Origin of the sequence: Marinobacter goseongensis, from assembly GCF_023156235.1 — a bacterium.
In the GTDB taxonomy this organism is placed as follows: domain Bacteria; phylum Pseudomonadota; class Gammaproteobacteria; order Pseudomonadales; family Oleiphilaceae; genus Marinobacter; species Marinobacter goseongensis.
This window is the reverse complement of record NZ_JAKZAI010000005.1, coordinates 252,950-270,074: the sequence shown is the minus strand read 5'-3', so window position 1 is coordinate 270,074 and position 17,125 is coordinate 252,950. Positions and strand designations below refer to the sequence as shown.

The following is a 17,125-nucleotide window of genomic DNA, read 5'->3' as shown; positions in this document are numbered from 1 at the left end:
GGGAAGTGCAGATTCTAACCGTTTTCATTCCGTCAGGCCACGTAGGTCTGCCTTCTGTCACCGGAGCCGGGTGTGTATAATCCCGCCAAACTAATTAACTGGGTGTTTTCATGGACAGGTTTATTGAATTTGCCGTCAACCACTACATTCTGGTGTCGCTGTTCGTTGCTTTCCTGCTGGCGATTCTGCTGCTGGAGTCCCGTCGTGGCGGGCAGAAGATCTCAGCGCAGGGAGCGGTAAGTCTGATCAACCGTGACGAAGCCGTGGTGGTGGATATCCGTGATCGCAAAGACTTCACGGAGGGCCGCATTACCGGTTCGGTCAATATCCCGCTGAACGCCATTAAAGGCCGCGCCAATGAACTGAAAAAGTTCAAGGACAAGCAGATTATTGTGGCCGACAAGATGGGCCAGCATTCCGCGATGGCGGTCAAGCAGCTGAAAGCTGAAGGATATGAGAACGTGGTCCGCCTCAATGGTGGCATTGCGGACTGGAAAAGCAGTAACCTTCCTCTGGTCAAGAAGTAAAACACTGAATAATACGAAAAGGATTGAACATGGCTGAGAATCAGCAAGGCGCCGCCGGCAGCGAAAACCAGAACCAGCCGCAATTCGCGCTGCAGCGTATCTATGTGAAGGACCTGTCCTTCGAATCTCCCAACTCGCCGGTGGTCTTCCAGGAGCAGTGGAAGCCGCAGGTGAACCTGGACCTGAACACCTCCCACAACAAGGTGAGCGACAACCAGTATGAAGTGGTGTTGTCCCTGACCGTCACCGCAAAAATGGGTGAGAAGGTGGCGTACATCGTCGAGATTCAGCAGGCCGGTGTGTTCCTGTTGCAGGGCATTGAAGGTCCGCAGCTGGGCCAGATGCTCGGCGCGTATTGCCCGACCATCCTGTTCCCGTATGCCCGTGAGGCGATTGACGGCGTGGTGAACAAGGGCAGCTTCCCGGCCCTGATGCTGGCACCGGTGAACTTTGACGCTATCTATGCCCAGGCGCTCAAGCGCAAGCAGGAAGAAGGCGCGGGTGAAGCCAAAGAGGAGCAGACTCACTGAGGGAATTCCCCATGAGTTGCCCATAAAAAAACCGGCGCATGCCGGTTTTTTTATGTCTGGGCTTTGCTGCCACCGCTTCTGCCGCGGTGCTCAGACGGCACCGTCAAACCCCAGTTGCCGCCATGCCTCGTACACCACCAGAGCGGCGGTATTGGACAGGTTCAGGCTGCGGCTCTGCGGGCGCATCGGCACCCGCAGACGCTGGTTGGCGGGCAGCGATTCCCGCACAGCGGCGGGCAGGCCCCGGGTTTCCGGGCCGAACATCAGGTAGTCCCCCGGCTGAAACGCCGTCTCGTGATAGGGCTGGCTGCCTTTGGTGGTCAATCCGAACAGTCTTGTTGGTTGTTCGCTATCCAGAAAAGCCTGGTAATCCTTGTGCACGGTCACCGTGGCGTATTCGCTGTAGTCCAGCCCCGCCCGCCGCATCTGCTTGTCTTCCAGGCTGAATCCCAGCGGCTCGATCAGATGCAGCCGACACCCGGTATTGGCGCACAGCCGGATGATATTCCCGGTATTGGGCGGAATTTCCGGCTCGTACAGCACCACATGCAGCATGGAATCAGCGCTCAACCGCGAGGGCCACGCCCATGCCGCCGCCAATGCAGAGAGTGGCCAGGCCCTTCTTGGCATCACGGCGCTGCATCTCGTGCAGCAGGCTGACCAGGATGCGACAGCCGGACGCGCCGATGGGGTGGCCGATGGCGATCGCACCGCCGTTGACGTTGACCTTGGTGGTGTCCCAGCCAAGCTCGCGGTTCACCGAAATGGCCTGGGCCGCGAAGGCTTCGTTGGTCTCGATCAGATCCAGGTCATCCACGCTCCAGCCCGCCAGCTGCAGGCAGCGACGGCTCGCCGGAATCGGGCCGGTGCCCATGATGGTGGGATCAACGCCGGCGTTGGCGTGGGCCCTGATCGTCGCCAGCGGTGTCAGCCCCAGCTCTTTTGCCTTGTCAGCACTGCAGACGATTACCGCGGCGGCGCCATCGTTGAGGGATGACGCGTTGCCCGCCGTCACCGTGCCGTCTTTTTTGAACGCCGGGCGCAGTTTTCCGAGGCCATCGGCGGTGACGCCGTCACGGGGGTTCTCGTCTTTGTCGACCACCAGTGGATCGCCTTTACGCTGTGGAATGCTGACCGGAACAATCTGACCGTCAAAATAGCCGGCACTGCGGGCGGCCACGGCCTTCTGCTGTGAGGCAGCCGCAAATTCATCCTGTTCTTCCCGGCTGATGCCGTATTCATCGACAATGTTCTCGGCGGTCACACCCATGTGGTAATCGTTGAAGGCATCCCACAGGCCATCCTTGATCATGGTGTCCACCATGTTCCAGTCGCCCATGCGCTGGCCGTTGCGGCTGTTCGGCAACACGTGGGGCGCCTGACTCATGCTCTCCTGGCCGCCGGCAATCATCAGCTCGGCATCGCCGGTGCGAATCGCCTGCACCGCCATATGCACGGCTTTCAGACCCGAACCGCAGACCTTGTTGATGGTCATGGCGGGCACCGAAGCGGGCACGCCGGCGTTGATGGCCGCCTGGCGCGCCGGATTCTGGCCACAGCCGGCAGTGAGCACCTGGCCGAGGACGATCTCATTGATCTGCCCGGCCGGGATGCCGGTTTCCTCCAGAAGGGCCTTGATCACTGCCGACCCGAGCTGGTCGGCCCGCAGGCTCGACAGTCCCCCGCCGAAACTGCCCACGGCGGTCCGTTTGGCGGCAACAATGACGACATCACGCATAGGTTTTCTCCGGTTCTGATTACGCGGGATTTGGTGTCCTCGCGCTGGGGAGTCAATGATGCATTCATTGTATCGGAAAGGTGGAGAGCGGCCAAAGCTACGAAAGTCGAGAGGTGCCCCGCCTCCGCTCACTCAGTCTTGGTGCTACATGTTCAGGCTACGACCACCATCAACCGCAATAATCTGACCAGTGATAAAAGGTGCATCACACATCAGGAAGGCAATGGTGCCGGCGATATCGTCGGGGTTGCCGGTTCTGGCCAAGGGGGTTCTGGCCAGAATCGATTGCTGGTGTGATTCATCCACGTCGCCTTCGCCCTCCGGCCAGAGGATCGCGCCCGGGGAAACGCCATTGACGCGAATCGCCGGCGCCAGATCCCTCGCCCAGGAGCGGGTGAGGGCGGCCAGACCGGCCTTGCTGCTGCAGTACAGCGGGTGGTCGGCCAGCGGCTTTTCACTGTAGATATCGATGAGGTTGATAATGGCCCCGCCGGTTTCATGCAGCGCCGTCAGGCAGGCCTGGCCGAGGAAGAACGGCGCCTGCAGGTTGGCACCCATGATGGTGTGCCAGTCGCTCAGGGTCGCGGCCTCGGTGGGGTTGGGGTAGAACACCGAGGCGTTATTCACCAGGCCATCCAACCGACCCCAGGCGGATATTGCCGCGCCGGCCAGAGCGGTCACCTGCTCGGGCTCGCTCAGATCCGCCTGCACCGTCGTTGCAGAGTCCGGACGCTCGCCGTTCAGCCGGTCGGCCAGCGCTTGCGCCTGTTCACTGCGGGAGCGGTAGTGGATCACCACGTTCCAGCCACGGCTGTGCATGACTTCGGCGGTGCGGGCGCCAAGACGATGAGCGGCGCCGGTGATGAGGACAACGGAGGGAGTAGTCATGGCTCAGGCCTGCTGCTGATGGATCAGTGTGGCGATACGTTGCAGACGCTCCTGCCGGATCGCTTCACCCAGCGCCTTGCCCTTGAATCCCTGCGCCAGCAACGCCCTGGCCTCAACGCTGGTGGCGGCCTGTTCGCTGGCCTTGAGCAGCCGGATCAGGCCATGAATCTCCGCGGGCAGTGCGCAGAACAGGGTCGTGAGCAAACGCTGGAACCGCTCCGGGCGTCGCCATGCGTCGGTGCCGTCGAGAATCTCCAACAAGGTGCTCTCATCAACGCCGGCAGTGTCCTGTTGCTGAAGGGTATGACAAAGCTGACTGGTCAGTCTGGCCAGATCCTGGCAGTCGTTAGGGGCTTTGAGGGCGCGCGCGCGGGCCCGGGTGTCGTCCTCTGGCAGGGGAGAGAACAGCGCCGCAAAACGGGTGCCGGTGTCATCGCTGCTGTTGCAGGCGCGGCGAAGGGCCGTCAATGCCGCCTTGAAGGTGTCTCCGGGGGCGAGCTCCGGAATCATTACTGCGAGGGCGTTGCAGTCCCGCAGTACCTCAAAGAAGGTGCCGGGCTCGTTTTCATGGAGGGCGCGCTGGATTTCCTGCCAGACCCGTTCGGCGACGAGATGTCTGACCTCGTCGTTTGCCACCATCTGCCGCATCAACGCCATGGTGTCATCCGCCACCCGGAACCCGATCGGGGCAAGGCGAGCAGCAAAGCGCGCGGTGCGGAGTATGCGCAGCGGGTCCTCGGCAAACGCGGCGGATACGTGCCGCAGCGTCCGGGCGTCGAGATCAGCCCGACCGTTGAAGGGGTCGACCAGGGTGCCGGCTTCGGTGCGAGCCATGGCATTGATGGTCAGGTCGCGGCGGCGCAGGTCGTCTTCGAGAGTGACGTCCGGCGCGCTGTACACAGTAAAACCATGATAGCCCCGACCCGCTTTCCGCTCGGTCCGCGCCAGGGCGTACTCTTCACGGGTCTCGGGGTGCAGGAAGACCGGGAAGTCCGCACCCACCTGCTTGAAACCGCGTTTGAGCATGTCGTCCGGTGTGGCGCCCACCACCACCCAGTCCCGGTCTTTCACTTCGAGACCGAGGAGTTCATCGCGGACCGCGCCGCCCACCAGATAGATATCCATATGCCCGGGAGTGCTCCAATACGGGAAATGTCCGGTGGATTATCGGCGCTGGGCGCGGCCGAGGCAAACCGGCCGCGTTCTGTCAGAACGACGCGCCCAGTTCGATGGCGGCCCCGACCTCCGCATCGCTGAACAACACGCCGATGTCGAGACGGGCGCCAAAGGGCGACAGCCCGACACCGGCGGTGAGCTGGGTTTTCTCTTCTATGCCGTCGTTATTGTCGTTGCTGGCCAGGTTTTGCCGGATACCGGTGCGCAGCTGGGCGTAGCGGAACGCGTCGAATTCAGCGCCCAACGCCAGCCACTGGGTATCATCCTCGTAACCGAACGCCTCCCGTTTGGTCAGGTCGAGCTCGGCGGTCACCACATGGAAAGTACCCCGATGGGCGATGGCGGCCGTTACCATGGGATCCAGTTTCATCTCCCGGCCACGGACGGAGTCGAGGTCCATCGGGATCACGTTACGAACCACGGCACCGGCATTCCACTGGTTCTGCTCGCCGAACGAATAGGCGGCACCCAGGTCGAAATTGAATCCGCTGTCTTTGGTTTCGTTCTCGTCATCGTCGAAATCGTCATCCTCGAAGTCACCGACAGTCTGAACGTACTCAAAGGTTCGCATCTGGACGTACTTGGGAGAAACGCCCACTTGCAGCTGCTGCCCGTTGGCGAGCTCGAAGCTTTTGGCGAGGCTGATGCCCACTTCCGCAACCGCAGAGGCCAGCACCGTGCCATCGGACGTCAGGTTGTCGCCAATCTCGCGCCCGCCCACCAACGCGTCGATGGTGCCATTTTCAATATCCTCCAGCCGTTGCAGGTCGTCGTTGGTCACGTTTCCGCGAACGGTGGTGCGCAGGCTGGCGCTGGTGAAGAACCCCACGGAGACCGATGACGTGGGAATCGCCACACCGACACCGAAACCGACATCTCCGCGCATGGTGTCGCGATTCAGGTCGCTGAGCTGGTTCCGCAGCGCGCCGGCGGCGTCCTGGGTCCCGGCCACGTCGGCGCGGTTGGCGCTCTGTTCCACGAGCTCAATGGTGTCCTGGATATCATCAATCTGGTCGATGGTTTCTTTGTCATCGGCAAAGCGCACGTTCACCGACGGCAGTATGAGACCGAATTCGTCCACCCACTGGTGATGGTCCGCCGCGAGCATGGCGGGGTTGGCCATGCCGGCCGCCGCCGGCTGGGCCATTGCCACGCCGGTGCCACCCATGGCAAATGAGCGCGAGGACATGAAGGCCTGCGGGCTCGCGAAGGCGGCAGAGGTGGCAATGGAGAGGCCGATGGCAATGGACAGCTTGCTCAGACGATGATCAATCATGTGGCGGTTACCTGTTTGCTCTTGTTATATGGGGGCTCGGTGACACGCCTGTCAGGTTAAAAGAGTTTCCGAGCCCACACACCGGTGAACTGGTAACGGTTTGTTTTCCGGATGTAAATGGCGGTATTTTTTTGCCGCCCGTCCCCGGCGCCTGGGGCGGAAACGGTGTGGCTCGGTGGAGGTCGTTTAGCTAATCAAGGGGTTAGGAAACATGGCGTGATTCTTTCATGGAACAGACAATTGGAGCCCTGAAACGAGACTTTGCGGAGAATGAACATGACCCTGCGCTGGATAGTGGTACCCCTGCTGGCCCTGGCAATGGCAGGCTGCGCCCCGATGGGGAGCCATCAGAAAGGTGACGACCGAGACCGGAAGCTGGATCCGATCACGGTTCGGGTGAGCGGTTTCGGCACCTATGAGGATGTGTCGGGGGATCGCCTGAACACCCGTAAGCGACTGCTGGCAAGGCGTGCCTCCCAGTTGGATGCCTATCGCAATCTGGCTGAGCGAGTGTACGGCACCGTGGTCTATGGCAGCTCTACGGTCAATGACTTTGTGTTGCGCAACGACATGTTCCGCACTTATGTCGACAGCTACATCCGTGGCGCCAAAATGGTGGCGGTGAATGAGCACAGTGATGGGGTGATTGAAACCGTGATGGAGCTGAAGCTGGAGCCGCGGTTCCGCGCCTGTGTTGCCGATGTTTCCGACCGGCAGGTTCAGGATCTGTGCCCGATCCCCATGCCCACAGACAACGACAGCACCGGTGACGTCCAGAGCCGCAGTGTTGATTCGCTGTATTACCTTGACTGACCAAATGCCTGAATGAGTGACCGAATGCCCATGAACGCTGCGCGGATTCTCCTGTTAGTAACCCTGGCAGTTAACCTGCTGGTTTACCCTGTGGCCCAGGCCGTGGTGCTGGAAGGCGTGGGCCACGCCACCATCTACAACGGTGATCTGGAGGCGGCGCGGGAGCAGGCGCGCAAGGCGGCCCTGCGCGATGTGTCGCTGCAGTATGAGGCGCAGATCAGTAGTCACGACACCATGGAGAATGGCGTAGTGACCGAATCCCGGGTTCAGGTGGCGTCGTCAGCGCGGGCGAGAGACGCGCGCATCGTGGATGAATACCGCCGTGGTGATTTGCTGCGCGTCACGGTGCGGGCCGACATGTCAGAGGGTGCCAGTTGCGGTGCCGGCGACGCCGCCGACCTGAAAAAGCGGGTGGCGGTCACCGGTTTTCCGATCCTTTATCCGGATCAGGCGCGAGTTGGTCGTATCAGCGATGCCGGCGAAATCTTGCCGCAGCGGTTGCAGGCTGCCTTGCACGAGACCGGGCACCTGCAGGTCTTCGGTGCTACCACGTCGCGTCTGTTCCAGGATCTGCTCAACGCGCCCACACAACAGGGTTTCGATAACCGCCTCACCAACGTGATCCAGGTGGCGCGTGAAATGGATGTGCAGTTTGTGGTCACCGGCGTGATCCGGGATCTCGGCGTTTCCGATCCTGCCGCGTGGGGGACATCGGTGATTGATCGCATCCAACGGGGAGTGGGTGCCGCCAACCAGAACCGGCGCTTTGTGGCGGACATGATGGTGTTTGACGGATTCAGTGGCGCGCCGATCTACCAGCAACGATTTGCCACGGAAGCGAAATGGGATGCGGGCCCGGGTGCATCAGCGGGTTTTGATTCAGCCGGCTTTGACGAGACGGCTTACGGTCAGGCAGTGGGTAAGGTGATGGCGGACATGGGTTCGGCAGTGCAGGAGGCGCTGACCTGTCAGCCATTTATTACCCGGGTTACCCGGGTCGATGGTAACCGTGTCACGCTGGCATCCGGCGCGACCGCTGGTCTGCGGCCGGGGGATGAGCTGAATCTGTATCGCAGTCAGCGTTTCTTCGACTCGCTTGGCGGGACGCCGGAGCTGTCAGACAGCCAGACCCGGGTGACGCTGCGAAACGTGCACCCGGATTTCAGCAATGGCGAGATGCCGCTGTCGGGCGGCGAGATCAATATTCAGCGGGATGATGTAGCGATTATCTGGTAATCAGGCAACTGCCACCCGGGCAGCCGTGTCGCGAATCTTGCCGACCATGGCCCGCAGGCCGTTGCCGCGGGTCGGCGAGATGTGGCGGAACAGATCCAGCTTCTCGAAGAGCTCGTCGATGTCGGTGGCCAGCAGATCCCGCGGGCTCTTGCCATTCAGGGCCACCAGGATAATAGCGGCCAGGCCGCGCACGATCATTGCGTCGGAATCGATCAACAGAAACAGCTTGCCGCTGTCTTCATCGTAATGATGAGTCAGCCACACCTGGCTCTGGCAGCCGTGCACGTAATTTTCCTCAATGCGGGCCTGTTCCGGAAACGCGGGTAACTGCTTGCCCAGATCGATGATAAACGCGTAGCGCTCTTCCCAGTCGTCCAGAAACTCGAAGCCGTCCAGCACATCGTCCAGTGTGGTGTCTTTCCCGAGCGGGTTGTTCACGAAAGTGTCTTTGCTGGCGGTCATTTACAGCATCCCCAATTCAAGCTTGGCTTCGTCGGTGAGCATGTCGTTGCTCCAGGGCGGATCGAAGGTCAGTTCCACCGTGACCTTATCCACATTGGGCACGTGCTCGAGCTTGCGGCGGACGTCCTCGGTGATCACCGGGCCCATGCCACAACCGGCGGCCGTCAGGGTCATTCTGACGAAGATGTGGTTGCCTTCCTCGGTCCCGTTCTCGATGTTGCACTCGTAGATCAGGCCGAGATCAACCACGTTGACCGGAATTTCCGGGTCGTAGCAGTTGCGCATGGCTTCCCATACCTGGTTTTCATTGACGGTGCCGTCTTCCGGGGTATCGAAACTGCTTTCCAGCGGCTGCTTGCCGAGGGCATCGGCGTCGTGGCCCTCAATGCGGGCCAGGTTGCCGTTGACCGCCACGGTGAACGTGCCGCCCAGGGACTGGGTGATGGTCACAAAGGTATCCGACGGAATCATGATTTCCGTGCCGGAAGGCACAAGGCGCGCTTCCACCTCGCGTTTGGTCAGGACGACTTCCCGTTCTTGCATGCCTGTTCTGGCCTCGCTGTTTTCAATCTGTGGCGCCGCAGTTTACGCGACAGTAAAGCTCTCACCACAGCCGCACTCGGCCGTGGCGTTGGGGTTGCGGAACTGGAACATGGAGTTCACGCCCTCGGTGACAAAGTCGATCTCGATGCCGTTCACCAGTGGCAGGTGCTCTTCCTTCACGAACACATCCACGCCATCGATATGAAACACCTTGTCGTCAACAGCGGTGTCTTCCACCCACTGGGTTTCATACTTGAAACCGGAGCAGCCACTCTTCTTGATGGCCAGGCGGATACCTTTGGCGTCGGGCTTTTTATCCAGTTGTTTGCGCACGTGCTTGACGGCGCTGGGGGTCATGGTGACGGCGACCGTCGGGGTGAAGATTTCGGCTGTCATAAGGTCACCTCCATCAGGCAAACAGACGCTGGACTTTCTGCAAGGCGGCGAACAGTTGCTCCACCTCGTCCAACGTATTGTAGAACGCAAAGGAGGCCCGGGCAGTACCGGGAACTCCGTAGAAATCCATCAGCGGCATGGCACAGTGGTGGCCGGTGCGTATGGCGATACCCTGCTGATCCAGCAGCGTGCCGATATCACTGGGGTGCAGGCCGGCAATCTTGAAGGATATCACCGGCACCTTGTGCTTCGCTGTGCCAATGACTTCCATGCCCGGCACGGTTTCCACCAGCTGGTTGGCGCGGTCCAGCAGGGCCTTCTCGGCTGCTTCCATGGCTGGCCGGTTCAGGCCGCCAAGGTAGTCAACCGCCGCGCCAAGGCCAACCGCCTCGGCAATCGCCGGGGTGCCGGCTTCAAATTTGTAGGGCAGGGTGTTCCAGGTGGTGCGCTCGAACGACACCCGCTCGATCATCTCGCCGCCGCCCTGGTACGGGGGCATCTCCTCCAGCAATTGTGCCTTGCCGTAAAGCACTCCGATGCCCGTGGGCCCGAACAGTTTGTGGGCCGAGAACACATAGAAATCGCAGCCCAGTGCCTGCACATCAGGCTGGTAGTGGGGCACCGCCTGGGCGCCATCCAGCAGCGTCACCACGCCGCGTGCCTTGGCCTGTTCGATCAGTGGCGCCACCGGATTGACCGTGCCCAGCACGTTGGATACGTGGGTGATGGCCAGGATGCGAGTGCGATCGTTGAGCAGGCTGTTGAACGAGTCCAGATCCAGCTCACCTTCCGGTGTGACCTGAATGGGCACCACTTTCGCGCCGGTGCGCTCGGCGATCATCTGCCAGGGCACGATGTTGGCGTGGTGCTCCATATGGCTCACCAGGATTTCGTCACCCGCCTTCAGGCGCGGGGCCAGGCCGTTGGCCACCAGGTTGATCGCCTCGGTGGTCCCGCGGGTCCAGATGATCTCTCTGGTACTTTCCGCGTTCAGGAAGCCGCGCACGGTTTCCCGGGCACCTTCAAACGCCGCCGTGGCCCGGTCGCCCAGGGTATGGGCGCCCCGGTGAACGTTGGAGTGCATTTCCCGGTAATAACGGTCCATGGCATCCAGCACCGCCGTCGGTTTCTGGGCGGAAGCACCGTTATCCAGATACACCAGCGGCTTGCCGTTCACCTGTTGTGACAGGATCGGAAAGTCACGGCGAATGGCGTCTACGTCAAACGCGGATTGGTGTGCTGTTCTTGCCACGGACAGGTCGGTCATAACCGGTTACGCCCCCTCGAAAGTCTGGTCGAAGAACTGGTTCAGCCGGGCCTGGGCGGTCTCCCGTACCTGTGCCACCGGAATCTGCTCAACCAGTTCGTTGATAAAGGCCATGGTCAGCAATACGTTGGCTTCCCGCCGGCCGATGCCACGAGACACCAGATAGAACAACGAAACCTCATCGAGCTGGCCGATGGTGGCGCCGTGAGCGCATTTGACGTCATCGGCGTAAATTTCCAGCTCCGGTTTGGTGTCGATCTCTGCGCCATTGGACAGCAGCAGGTTCTTGTTGTTCATGTCCGCATTGGACTTCTGGGCATCCTGATGGATATGGATGCGGCCATTGAACACCGCGTGGGACTGGTCCGCTGCAATATTGCGATAGGTTTCCTCGCTGTTGCAGTGGGCGGCCACATGTTCGATGGTGGTGTGGTTGTCGTAATGCTGTTTGCCCTGGGTAACCACCACGCCGTTGAGTTTGCACTCGGCGCCTTCACCTTCCAGACGAACCTGCAGGTCGTGCCGGCGCAGCGGACCGCCAAAGCCGACGCAGTGGCTCTCGAAGCGTGAGCTGCGCTGCTGACGAACACCGGTGGCACCGATGTGCTGCACGTTCTCGCCTTCCGTGTTGAGGCGAATGCTGGTGACGTTGGCGCCGTCGGCCAGGGCGAGCTCGGTGACGGTATTGACCATGACCGACTCGCTGCCACTGGAGATGTACTCCTCCACCAGGGTGATCTGGCTGTTGCGGCCGGCTTCCACGAAGATGCGCGGGTACGCCGAACCGCTGGCGTCCGCGGTGACTTCGTGAACGATGAACAGCGGTTGCTCCAGCACGGCGTCTGCTGCGAGCCGGATCAGCAGGCCATCCTCGAAGCGGGCAGAGTTCAGCCGCGCCATCTGCACCGCGTTGTTGTCGAGCGTGCTGTCCATACGCTCGGCGAGGGTGGTGGCGGTGTCGTCATCCAGGTCGCTGAAGCGCTCGATGGTGATGCCACTGAGGTCCGGGTATTCACTGGCTTCCGGCATCATCACGCCGTTCAGGAATACGACCTTGTAGCCCGGCACTGCCAGGCTGCTGCCCGATTTGCGATCCGCCGGCAGCGAAATGGCTATCTCGTCGGTCAGCTTCAGGTACTTGCTGGAGTACTTCCAGTTTTCGGTTTTTCGGGTTGGCAGAGGCATATCCACCAACGCCGTGCCCCGTTGCTTGCGCAGCGCCAGCAGCGGCTCAGGCAGCGATTGCCCGGCCGGATGGAGGAACGCGGCGGATAAGGTTGGTGCTGATTTCATTCCGCTCTCCCTCAGTTGGCTGAGTTGGCTGCTTCTTCGTCTTTGATGCCGAGCCAGCCGTAACCGCGCTCTTCCAGCTCCAGGGCCAGCTCTCGGCCGCCGGATTTGACGATCCTGCCGCCGGCCAGCACGTGCACGTAGTCCGGCACGATGTGGTTGAGCAGGCGCTGGTAATGGGTCACCATCAGGATGGCGCGGTCCTCGGCCCGCAGTGCGTTGACGCCGTTGGACACTACCTGCAGGGCGTCGATGTCGAGGCCGGAATCGGTTTCATCCAGGATCGCCAGCTTCGGCTGCAGCAGCAGGGCCTGCATGACCTCGTTGCGCTTCTTCTCGCCACCCGAGAAGCCTTCGTTCACGCCGCGCTTGAGAAACGCCGGGTCCAGGTCCACCTGTTTGGACACGTCTTTGGCCAGCTTCATGAACTCGGCGGCGTTCATTTCGCCTTCGCCCTTGTGCTGACGCATGGCGTTCACCGCAGTGCGCAGGAACTGCAGGTTGCTGACCCCGGGAATCTCCACCGGATACTGGAACGCCAGGAAGATGCCCTCGCGGGCACGCTCTTCGGTTTCCAGCTCCAGCAGATTTTCACCGTTCAGGGTGACTTCACCTTCGGTCACCTCAAATGCTTCGTTGCCTGCCAGCACCTGGGACAGGGTGCTCTTACCGGAGCCATTGGGGCCCATGATGGCGTGAACTTCCCCGGCCTTGATCTCCAGGTTGATGCCCTTGAGGATTTCTTTGCCCTCGACGGAGGCGTGCAGGTTCTTGATGCTGAGCATTTGTCGGATTCTCTCTTCTCTGAACAGTATGAATTCGTTTATCTGCCAATAAGGTGCAGCGGCCGTTAACCCACCGAGCCTTCAAGGCTCACTTCGAGCAGCTTGCCGGCTTCCACGGCGAACTCCATGGGCAGCTCCTTGAACACTTCCTTGCAGAAGCCGTTCACGATCATGGAAACCGCCTGTTCCGGTTCGATGCCGCGCTGGCGGCAGAGGAACATCTGTTCATCGCTGACCTTGGAGGTGGTGGCCTCGTGCTCGACGATGGCGGATTTATTCTTGCTCTCGATGTACGGGAAGGTGTGGGCACCACAGCGATCACCGATCAACAGTGAGTCGCACTGGGTGAAGTTGCGGGCACCCTCGGCTCCCGGGCCGAATTTCACCAGGCCACGGTAGGCGTTGGAGCTCTTTCCGGCAGAAATACCCTTGGAGATGATGGTGCTGGAGGTGTTCTTGCCCAGGTGAATCATCTTGGTGCCGGTGTCGGCCTGCTGGAAATTGTTGGTCAGCGCTACGGAATAGAACTCGCCGACGCTGTTGTCGCCCCGCAGCACGCAGCTGGGATACTTCCAGGTAACGGCCGAGCCGGTTTCCACCTGGGTCCAGGAAATCTTGGAATTCTTGCCAATGCAGGCGCCGCGCTTGGTGACAAAGTTGAAGATGCCACCCTTGCCGTTCTCGTCTCCCGGGTACCAGTTCTGCACTGTGGAATACTTGATCTGGGCATCGTCCAGTGCCACGAGTTCGACCACCGCCGCGTGCAGCTGGTTTTCGTCGCGCATCGGTGCGGTGCAACCTTCCAGGTAGCTGACGTAGCTGCTGTCTTCAGCAATGATCAAGGTGCGTTCGAACTGGCCGGTGTTGGCCGCGTTGATGCGGAAATAGGTGGACAGCTCCATCGGGCAGCGCACGCCCTTGGGCACATAGACAAAGGTGCCATCGGAGAACACCGCCGAGTTCAGGGCAGCGAAGAAGTTGTCGCCGTGGGGAACCACGGTGCCCAGGTACTTCTGCACCAGTTCCGGATAATCACGGACCGCTTCGGAGATGGAGCAGAAAATCACACCGGCTTTGGCCAGCGGCTCCTTGAAGGTGGTGGCGACGGACACGGAATCGAACACCGCATCCACGGCCACGCCTGCCAGCTTCTCGCGCTCATGCAGGGGAATGCCCAGTTTCTCGTAGGTCTTCAGCAGCTCGGGATCCACTTCATCCAGGCTCTGGGGCATATCTTCTTTGCGCTTGGGCGCGGAATAGTAGGAGATGGAGTTGTAATCCACCTTGGGGTAGCCCACGTGCGCCCAGTCTGGCTCGTCCATTTCGAGCCAGCGACGGTAAGCTTTCAGGCGCCATTCCAGCATCCACTCCGGCTCTTTCTTGATCGCAGAAAGGCGGGCGATTACGTCTTCGTTCAGGCCGGGTTCGAACGTGTCGGATTCGATTTCAGTAATGAAACCGTGTTCGTATTCCCGTTTGATCAGCTCGTTCACCTCTTTATCGGTGGTCGCCATGATCGTCGCTCCGTATCTCTCATCGTGGGCGCAGGGCCCTTGGTGTCGCCGGCAGCATCGCTGTTGGAACTGTCGGGCGGATGTCATCAGTTCAGGTGTTGCAGTGGTCGCTCATCCTGTGAGTACGCCCTGCAATCGCTTTTTGGATGACGGATTGTGATGTGCCCGATGTCCGCAAGGGGTCATTCGACGGGCTGAATCCGTTGCTTCTGGGCAGCGATTATACAATACCAGAGTAAAATAGTCAGGTATTAAATCGTGCGTGCGCTGATTATACCTTAATCGGCCCTTGGGGCACTAAGTGCTGGCTACCAGGTCTTGTCTCCCGGGCATTCTGCAACCTTGCTGAAATGGTTGCCGGTTAATGTCAGCGGTTTGTGAGTGCAACGTTGATCGAGCGCAAAAGTCGTATTGATTGTTTTCGGCTAACATGTGTACGCTCTGTTCATTGGCTTAGTGGGCCACAGGCCCGGTTGAGGAGGTATCAGGCATGGCATCAAAGCCTCTGGCGCCAGAGGTGGTGCGGGTTTCGCTGAGTGTCCGGGTGAGTTCCCTGATCAGCGTGCAACTTGCCCGCGGCAAGGTTGGTGTGGAAGTGGTGGCGTCGCAGCTGAACATGAGTCGGTACACGCTGCACAAAAAACTGAAACGTGAGGGGCTGACCTTCGCCCGCTTGCTGGAGGACGTTCGCCGCAAGCAGGCGCTGTCTTACATGCAGGACAAAACCAAGCCGCTGGTGGAAATTGCCGAGCAGCTCGGGTTTTCGGAGTTGAGCGCATTCAGCCGGGCTTTCAAGCGCTGGATGGGAACATCCCCGGCTGAATACCGTTCGGTCAGGCTGTCCTGAGCCGCCTCAGAATTTCCTGAACACCAGGGTGGCGTTGGTGCCACCGAAACCGAAGCTGTTGCTCATCACCAGGTTCAGGTTCTGATTGTCCATGCGCTCCCGCACGATCGGGTAGCCTTCGGCGCCCTCATCCAGGGTCTGAATGTTGGCCGACGGCGCAATGAAGCCTTCCCGCAGCATGAGCAGGCTGTAAATCGCCTCGTGCACACCCGCCGCGCCGAGGGCGTGGCCGCACAGAGGTTTGGTGGAGCTCAGCGGTGGAATCCTGTCGCCGAAGGTTTCCCGCAGCGCTTTCAGCTCGGTCACATCGCCGGCGGGTGTACTGGTGCCGTGCGTGTTGATGTAATCGATGTCGCCGTCCAGGCCCTTCATCGCCTGCTGCATGCAGCGCACAGCGCCTTCACCGCTTGGCGCGACCATGTCGGCGCCGTCAGAGGTGGCGCCGAATCCGACGAGCTCCGCCAGAATGTTTGCGCCCCGCGCTTCCGCGTGTTCCAGGGCTTCCAGTGCCAGCACGCCGCCACCGCCCGAGATCACAAAGCCATCCCGGTCGGCGTCGTAGGTCCTTGATGCCAGTTCCGGGGTGTCGTTGTACTTGGTAGACAACGCACCCATGGCGTCAAACAGCAGGCTCAGGGTCCAGTGAATGTCTTCACCACCGCCGGCGAACATCACGTTCTGGCGACCCAGCGCGATCTGGTCGGCGGCATGGCCGATGGAATGCGCGCTGGTGGCACAGGCCGAGGTGATGCCGTAGTTGATGCCGCGAATACCGAAACCGGTCGCGATCGAGGCGTTGATGGCGCTACCCATGGTGCGTGGCACGCGATAGGGACCAACACGGCGAATGCCGCGCTCGCGGTGGGTGTCGATGGAATCGAGCAGTTCCACGGTCGAGGCGCCGCCCTGACCGAAGATGATGCCGGTTGTGTCCGCCTTGATGTGCTCGTCGGTCAGGCCGGCCTGCTCGATGGCTTCGAGCATGGCCAGGTAGGTGTAGCCGGAGGCCGGGCACATGAAGCGCCAGAGTTTGCGATCAATCAGTTCCTTGAGATCCAGATTGATCTGGCCGCACACGTGGCTGCGAAGGCCGTTATCGCGGGCCTCCTCACTGAAGCCAATGCCGGAGCGCGACTCTTTCAGGGACTGGGAAACTTCTTTCTGGTTGGTGCCAAGGCTGGAGACAATCCCCATGCCGGTAACGACAACACGACGCATCTTGTGAGCTCCTAAAAATCATCGGTGGATGTGAACAGGCCTACCCGCAGGTCTTTGGCGGTGTAGATTTCCTTGCCATCCACTTCCATGCGGCCATCGGCGATGGCCATGGTCAGTTTACGCTTGATCAGGCGTTTGATGTCCAGGTAGTAGCGCACCTTCTTGTTGGTGGGCAGTACCTGGCCGAAGAATTTCACTTCTCCGGCACCCAGTGCCCGACCCTTGCCCTCGCCGCCGGACCAGGCCAGATAGAACCCTACCAGCTGCCACATGGCGTCGAGCCCAAGGCACCCTGGCATCACCGGATCACTCTGGAAATGGACCCGGAAGAACCACAGGTCCGGATCGATATCCAGTTCCGCCACCAGGCTGCCTTTGCCGTAGAGGCCATCGCCCGCGCCCACGTGGGTGATGCGGTCCACCATCAGCATTTCGTCAATAGGCAGTCGCATCGCGCCGGGAAACAACTGGCCGTGACCACACTTGATGAGGTCTTCTTTGTCGAAGTGGTCGGGGTACTGTTCTGGGGGCATTGTGCGGTTATCCCTGTTACAAAATGGTTTCTTATACTGTAGCGGGAAATTTGCGGATGGGTATTGACCATTAGTTGATGATTGCC

Annotated in this window: 19 protein-coding genes; 5 read left to right on the top strand and 14 right to left on the bottom strand. The window is 60.5% G+C overall.

Translation table 11 applies throughout. The features are described from left to right. Nucleotides 1-110 precede the first annotated feature (110 nt). Both MLC70_RS06365 and secB read left to right on the top strand, forming a co-directional pair. Complete coding sequence (locus MLC70_RS06365; RefSeq protein WP_248182328.1) at nt 111-527, top strand: rhodanese-like domain-containing protein; 417 nt, start codon at nt 111-113, stop codon at nt 525-527. A 29-nt stretch (nt 528-556) separates the two neighbouring features. Beyond that, on the top strand, nt 557-1,057 hold the full coding sequence (gene secB, locus MLC70_RS06360; RefSeq protein WP_248182326.1) for a protein-export chaperone SecB: 501 nt from the start codon (nt 557-559) through the stop codon (nt 1,055-1,057). A 90-nt stretch (nt 1,058-1,147) separates the two neighbouring features. Here secB and trmL read toward each other — a convergent pair whose 3' ends face one another. The 5 genes from trmL to traF all read right to left on the bottom strand — a co-directional run bounded on the left by trmL (nt 1,148) and on the right by traF (nt 6,135). Continuing rightward, complete coding sequence (trmL, locus tag MLC70_RS06355) at nt 1,148-1,612, bottom strand: tRNA (uridine(34)/cytosine(34)/5-carboxymethylaminomethyluridine(34)-2'-O)-methyltransferase TrmL (RefSeq protein ID WP_248182403.1); 465 nt, start codon at nt 1,610-1,612, stop codon at nt 1,148-1,150. 4 nt (nt 1,613-1,616) lie between these two features. Further along, nucleotides 1,617-2,795 (bottom strand): acetyl-CoA C-acetyltransferase, encoded by a 1,179-nt coding sequence (locus tag MLC70_RS06350; protein WP_248182324.1) that lies wholly within the window; start codon nt 2,793-2,795, stop codon nt 1,617-1,619. Nucleotides 2,796-2,939: 144 nt separating this feature from the next. Then, entirely contained in the window at nt 2,940-3,683 is a 744-nt protein-coding gene (locus tag MLC70_RS06345) for a pteridine reductase (RefSeq protein ID WP_248182323.1), read from the bottom strand. 3 nt (nt 3,684-3,686) lie between these two features. Beyond that, nucleotides 3,687-4,808, bottom strand: coding sequence for a tRNA nucleotidyltransferase/poly(A) polymerase-related protein (locus MLC70_RS06340; protein WP_248182321.1), 1,122 nt, complete (start codon nt 4,806-4,808; stop codon nt 3,687-3,689). 82 nt (nt 4,809-4,890) lie between these two features. Beyond that, nucleotides 4,891-6,135, bottom strand: coding sequence for a conjugal transfer protein TraF (gene traF / locus MLC70_RS06335; protein ID WP_248182319.1), 1,245 nt, complete (start codon nt 6,133-6,135; stop codon nt 4,891-4,893). 276 nt (nt 6,136-6,411) lie between these two features. Between traF and MLC70_RS06330 the strand changes: the two genes are divergently transcribed. Continuing rightward, nucleotides 6,412-6,948, top strand: a complete 537-nt coding sequence (locus MLC70_RS06330; RefSeq protein ID WP_248182317.1) for an LPP20 family lipoprotein — start codon at nt 6,412-6,414, stop codon at nt 6,946-6,948. Nucleotides 6,949-6,978: 30 nt separating this feature from the next. Beyond that, nucleotides 6,979-8,184: a flagellar assembly protein T N-terminal domain-containing protein gene (locus tag MLC70_RS06325; protein ID WP_248182402.1), complete on the top strand. Its 1,206-nt coding sequence runs from the start codon at nt 6,979-6,981 to the stop codon at nt 8,182-8,184. Here the strand turns inward: MLC70_RS06325 and MLC70_RS06320 are convergent, their stop codons facing one another. From MLC70_RS06320 to sufB, 7 genes are all read right to left on the bottom strand, one after another. Further along, on the bottom strand, nt 8,185-8,646 hold the full coding sequence (locus MLC70_RS06320) for a SufE family protein (RefSeq protein WP_248182315.1): 462 nt from the start codon (nt 8,644-8,646) through the stop codon (nt 8,185-8,187). Beyond that, a complete protein-coding gene (gene sufT, locus MLC70_RS06315) occupies nt 8,647-9,189 on the bottom strand; it encodes a putative Fe-S cluster assembly protein SufT (RefSeq protein ID WP_248182313.1) in 543 nt (180 codons plus the stop codon). A 42-nt stretch (nt 9,190-9,231) separates the two neighbouring features. After that, entirely contained in the window at nt 9,232-9,585 is a 354-nt protein-coding gene (locus MLC70_RS06310; RefSeq protein ID WP_248182311.1) for a HesB/IscA family protein, read from the bottom strand. A gap of 13 nt (nt 9,586-9,598) precedes the next feature. Further along, a complete protein-coding gene (locus MLC70_RS06305) occupies nt 9,599-10,852 on the bottom strand; it encodes an aminotransferase class V-fold PLP-dependent enzyme (RefSeq protein WP_248182310.1) in 1,254 nt (417 codons plus the stop codon). A 6-nt stretch (nt 10,853-10,858) separates the two neighbouring features. Further along, nucleotides 10,859-12,145, bottom strand: a complete 1,287-nt coding sequence (gene sufD / locus MLC70_RS06300) for a Fe-S cluster assembly protein SufD (protein WP_248182309.1) — start codon at nt 12,143-12,145, stop codon at nt 10,859-10,861. Between the two features lie 11 nt (nt 12,146-12,156). Further along, a complete protein-coding gene (gene sufC, locus MLC70_RS06295; RefSeq protein ID WP_248182308.1) occupies nt 12,157-12,927 on the bottom strand; it encodes a Fe-S cluster assembly ATPase SufC in 771 nt (256 codons plus the stop codon). Between the two features lie 65 nt (nt 12,928-12,992). Beyond that, complete coding sequence (gene sufB / locus MLC70_RS06290) at nt 12,993-14,441, bottom strand: Fe-S cluster assembly protein SufB (protein WP_248182307.1); 1,449 nt, start codon at nt 14,439-14,441, stop codon at nt 12,993-12,995. 490 nt (nt 14,442-14,931) lie between these two features. Here sufB and MLC70_RS06285 point away from each other — a divergent pair, with 490 nt between their 5' ends. Then, nucleotides 14,932-15,288 carry a helix-turn-helix transcriptional regulator gene (locus tag MLC70_RS06285; protein ID WP_248182306.1) on the top strand — a complete coding sequence of 119 codons (357 nt, stop codon included), beginning with the start codon at nt 14,932-14,934 and terminating at the stop codon, nt 15,286-15,288. A 6-nt stretch (nt 15,289-15,294) separates the two neighbouring features. Here the strand turns inward: MLC70_RS06285 and fabB are convergent, their stop codons facing one another. Together fabB and fabA are read right to left on the bottom strand one after the other, a co-directional pair. Further along, nucleotides 15,295-16,506, bottom strand: a complete 1,212-nt coding sequence (fabB, locus tag MLC70_RS06280) for a beta-ketoacyl-ACP synthase I (RefSeq protein WP_248182304.1) — start codon at nt 16,504-16,506, stop codon at nt 15,295-15,297. A gap of 11 nt (nt 16,507-16,517) precedes the next feature. Continuing rightward, nucleotides 16,518-17,039 (bottom strand): bifunctional 3-hydroxydecanoyl-ACP dehydratase/trans-2-decenoyl-ACP isomerase, encoded by a 522-nt coding sequence (fabA, locus tag MLC70_RS06275; RefSeq protein ID WP_248182302.1) that lies wholly within the window; start codon nt 17,037-17,039, stop codon nt 16,518-16,520. Nucleotides 17,040-17,125 lie beyond the last annotated feature (86 nt).

Excerpts from the sequence above, each read along its gene's own strand:
- trmL (WP_248182403.1), bottom strand. The coding sequence starts at position 1,612 with ATGCTGCATGTGGTGCTGTACGAGCCGGAAATTCCGCCCAATACCGGG.
- sufC (WP_248182308.1), bottom strand. The coding sequence starts at position 12,927 with ATGCTCAGCATCAAGAACCTGCACGCCTCCGTCGAGGGCAAAGAAATC.
- MLC70_RS06340 (WP_248182321.1), bottom strand. The coding sequence starts at position 4,808 with ATGGATATCTATCTGGTGGGCGGCGCGGTCCGCGATGAACTCCTCGGT.
- traF (WP_248182319.1), bottom strand. The coding sequence starts at position 6,135 with ATGATTGATCATCGTCTGAGCAAGCTGTCCATTGCCATCGGCCTCTCC.
- MLC70_RS06345 (WP_248182323.1), bottom strand. The coding sequence starts at position 3,683 with ATGACTACTCCCTCCGTTGTCCTCATCACCGGCGCCGCTCATCGTCTT.
- MLC70_RS06320 (WP_248182315.1), bottom strand. The coding sequence starts at position 8,646 with ATGACCGCCAGCAAAGACACTTTCGTGAACAACCCGCTCGGGAAAGAC.
- MLC70_RS06365 (WP_248182328.1), top strand. The coding sequence starts at position 111 with ATGGACAGGTTTATTGAATTTGCCGTCAACCACTACATTCTGGTGTCG.
- sufT (WP_248182313.1), bottom strand. The coding sequence starts at position 9,189 with ATGCAAGAACGGGAAGTCGTCCTGACCAAACGCGAGGTGGAAGCGCGC.
- sufB (WP_248182307.1), bottom strand. The coding sequence starts at position 14,441 with ATGGCGACCACCGATAAAGAGGTGAACGAGCTGATCAAACGGGAATAC.
- MLC70_RS06330 (WP_248182317.1), top strand. The coding sequence starts at position 6,412 with ATGACCCTGCGCTGGATAGTGGTACCCCTGCTGGCCCTGGCAATGGCA.
- fabA (WP_248182302.1), bottom strand. The coding sequence starts at position 17,039 with ATGCCCCCAGAACAGTACCCCGACCACTTCGACAAAGAAGACCTCATC.
- MLC70_RS06305 (WP_248182310.1), bottom strand. The coding sequence starts at position 10,852 with ATGACCGACCTGTCCGTGGCAAGAACAGCACACCAATCCGCGTTTGAC.
- fabB (WP_248182304.1), bottom strand. The coding sequence starts at position 16,506 with ATGCGTCGTGTTGTCGTTACCGGCATGGGGATTGTCTCCAGCCTTGGC.
- MLC70_RS06285 (WP_248182306.1), top strand. The coding sequence starts at position 14,932 with ATGGCATCAAAGCCTCTGGCGCCAGAGGTGGTGCGGGTTTCGCTGAGT.
- MLC70_RS06310 (WP_248182311.1), bottom strand. The coding sequence starts at position 9,585 with ATGACAGCCGAAATCTTCACCCCGACGGTCGCCGTCACCATGACCCCC.
- MLC70_RS06350 (WP_248182324.1), bottom strand. The coding sequence starts at position 2,795 with ATGCGTGATGTCGTCATTGTTGCCGCCAAACGGACCGCCGTGGGCAGT.
- MLC70_RS06325 (WP_248182402.1), top strand. The coding sequence starts at position 6,979 with ATGAACGCTGCGCGGATTCTCCTGTTAGTAACCCTGGCAGTTAACCTG.
- sufD (WP_248182309.1), bottom strand. The coding sequence starts at position 12,145 with ATGAAATCAGCACCAACCTTATCCGCCGCGTTCCTCCATCCGGCCGGG.
- secB (WP_248182326.1), top strand. The coding sequence starts at position 557 with ATGGCTGAGAATCAGCAAGGCGCCGCCGGCAGCGAAAACCAGAACCAG.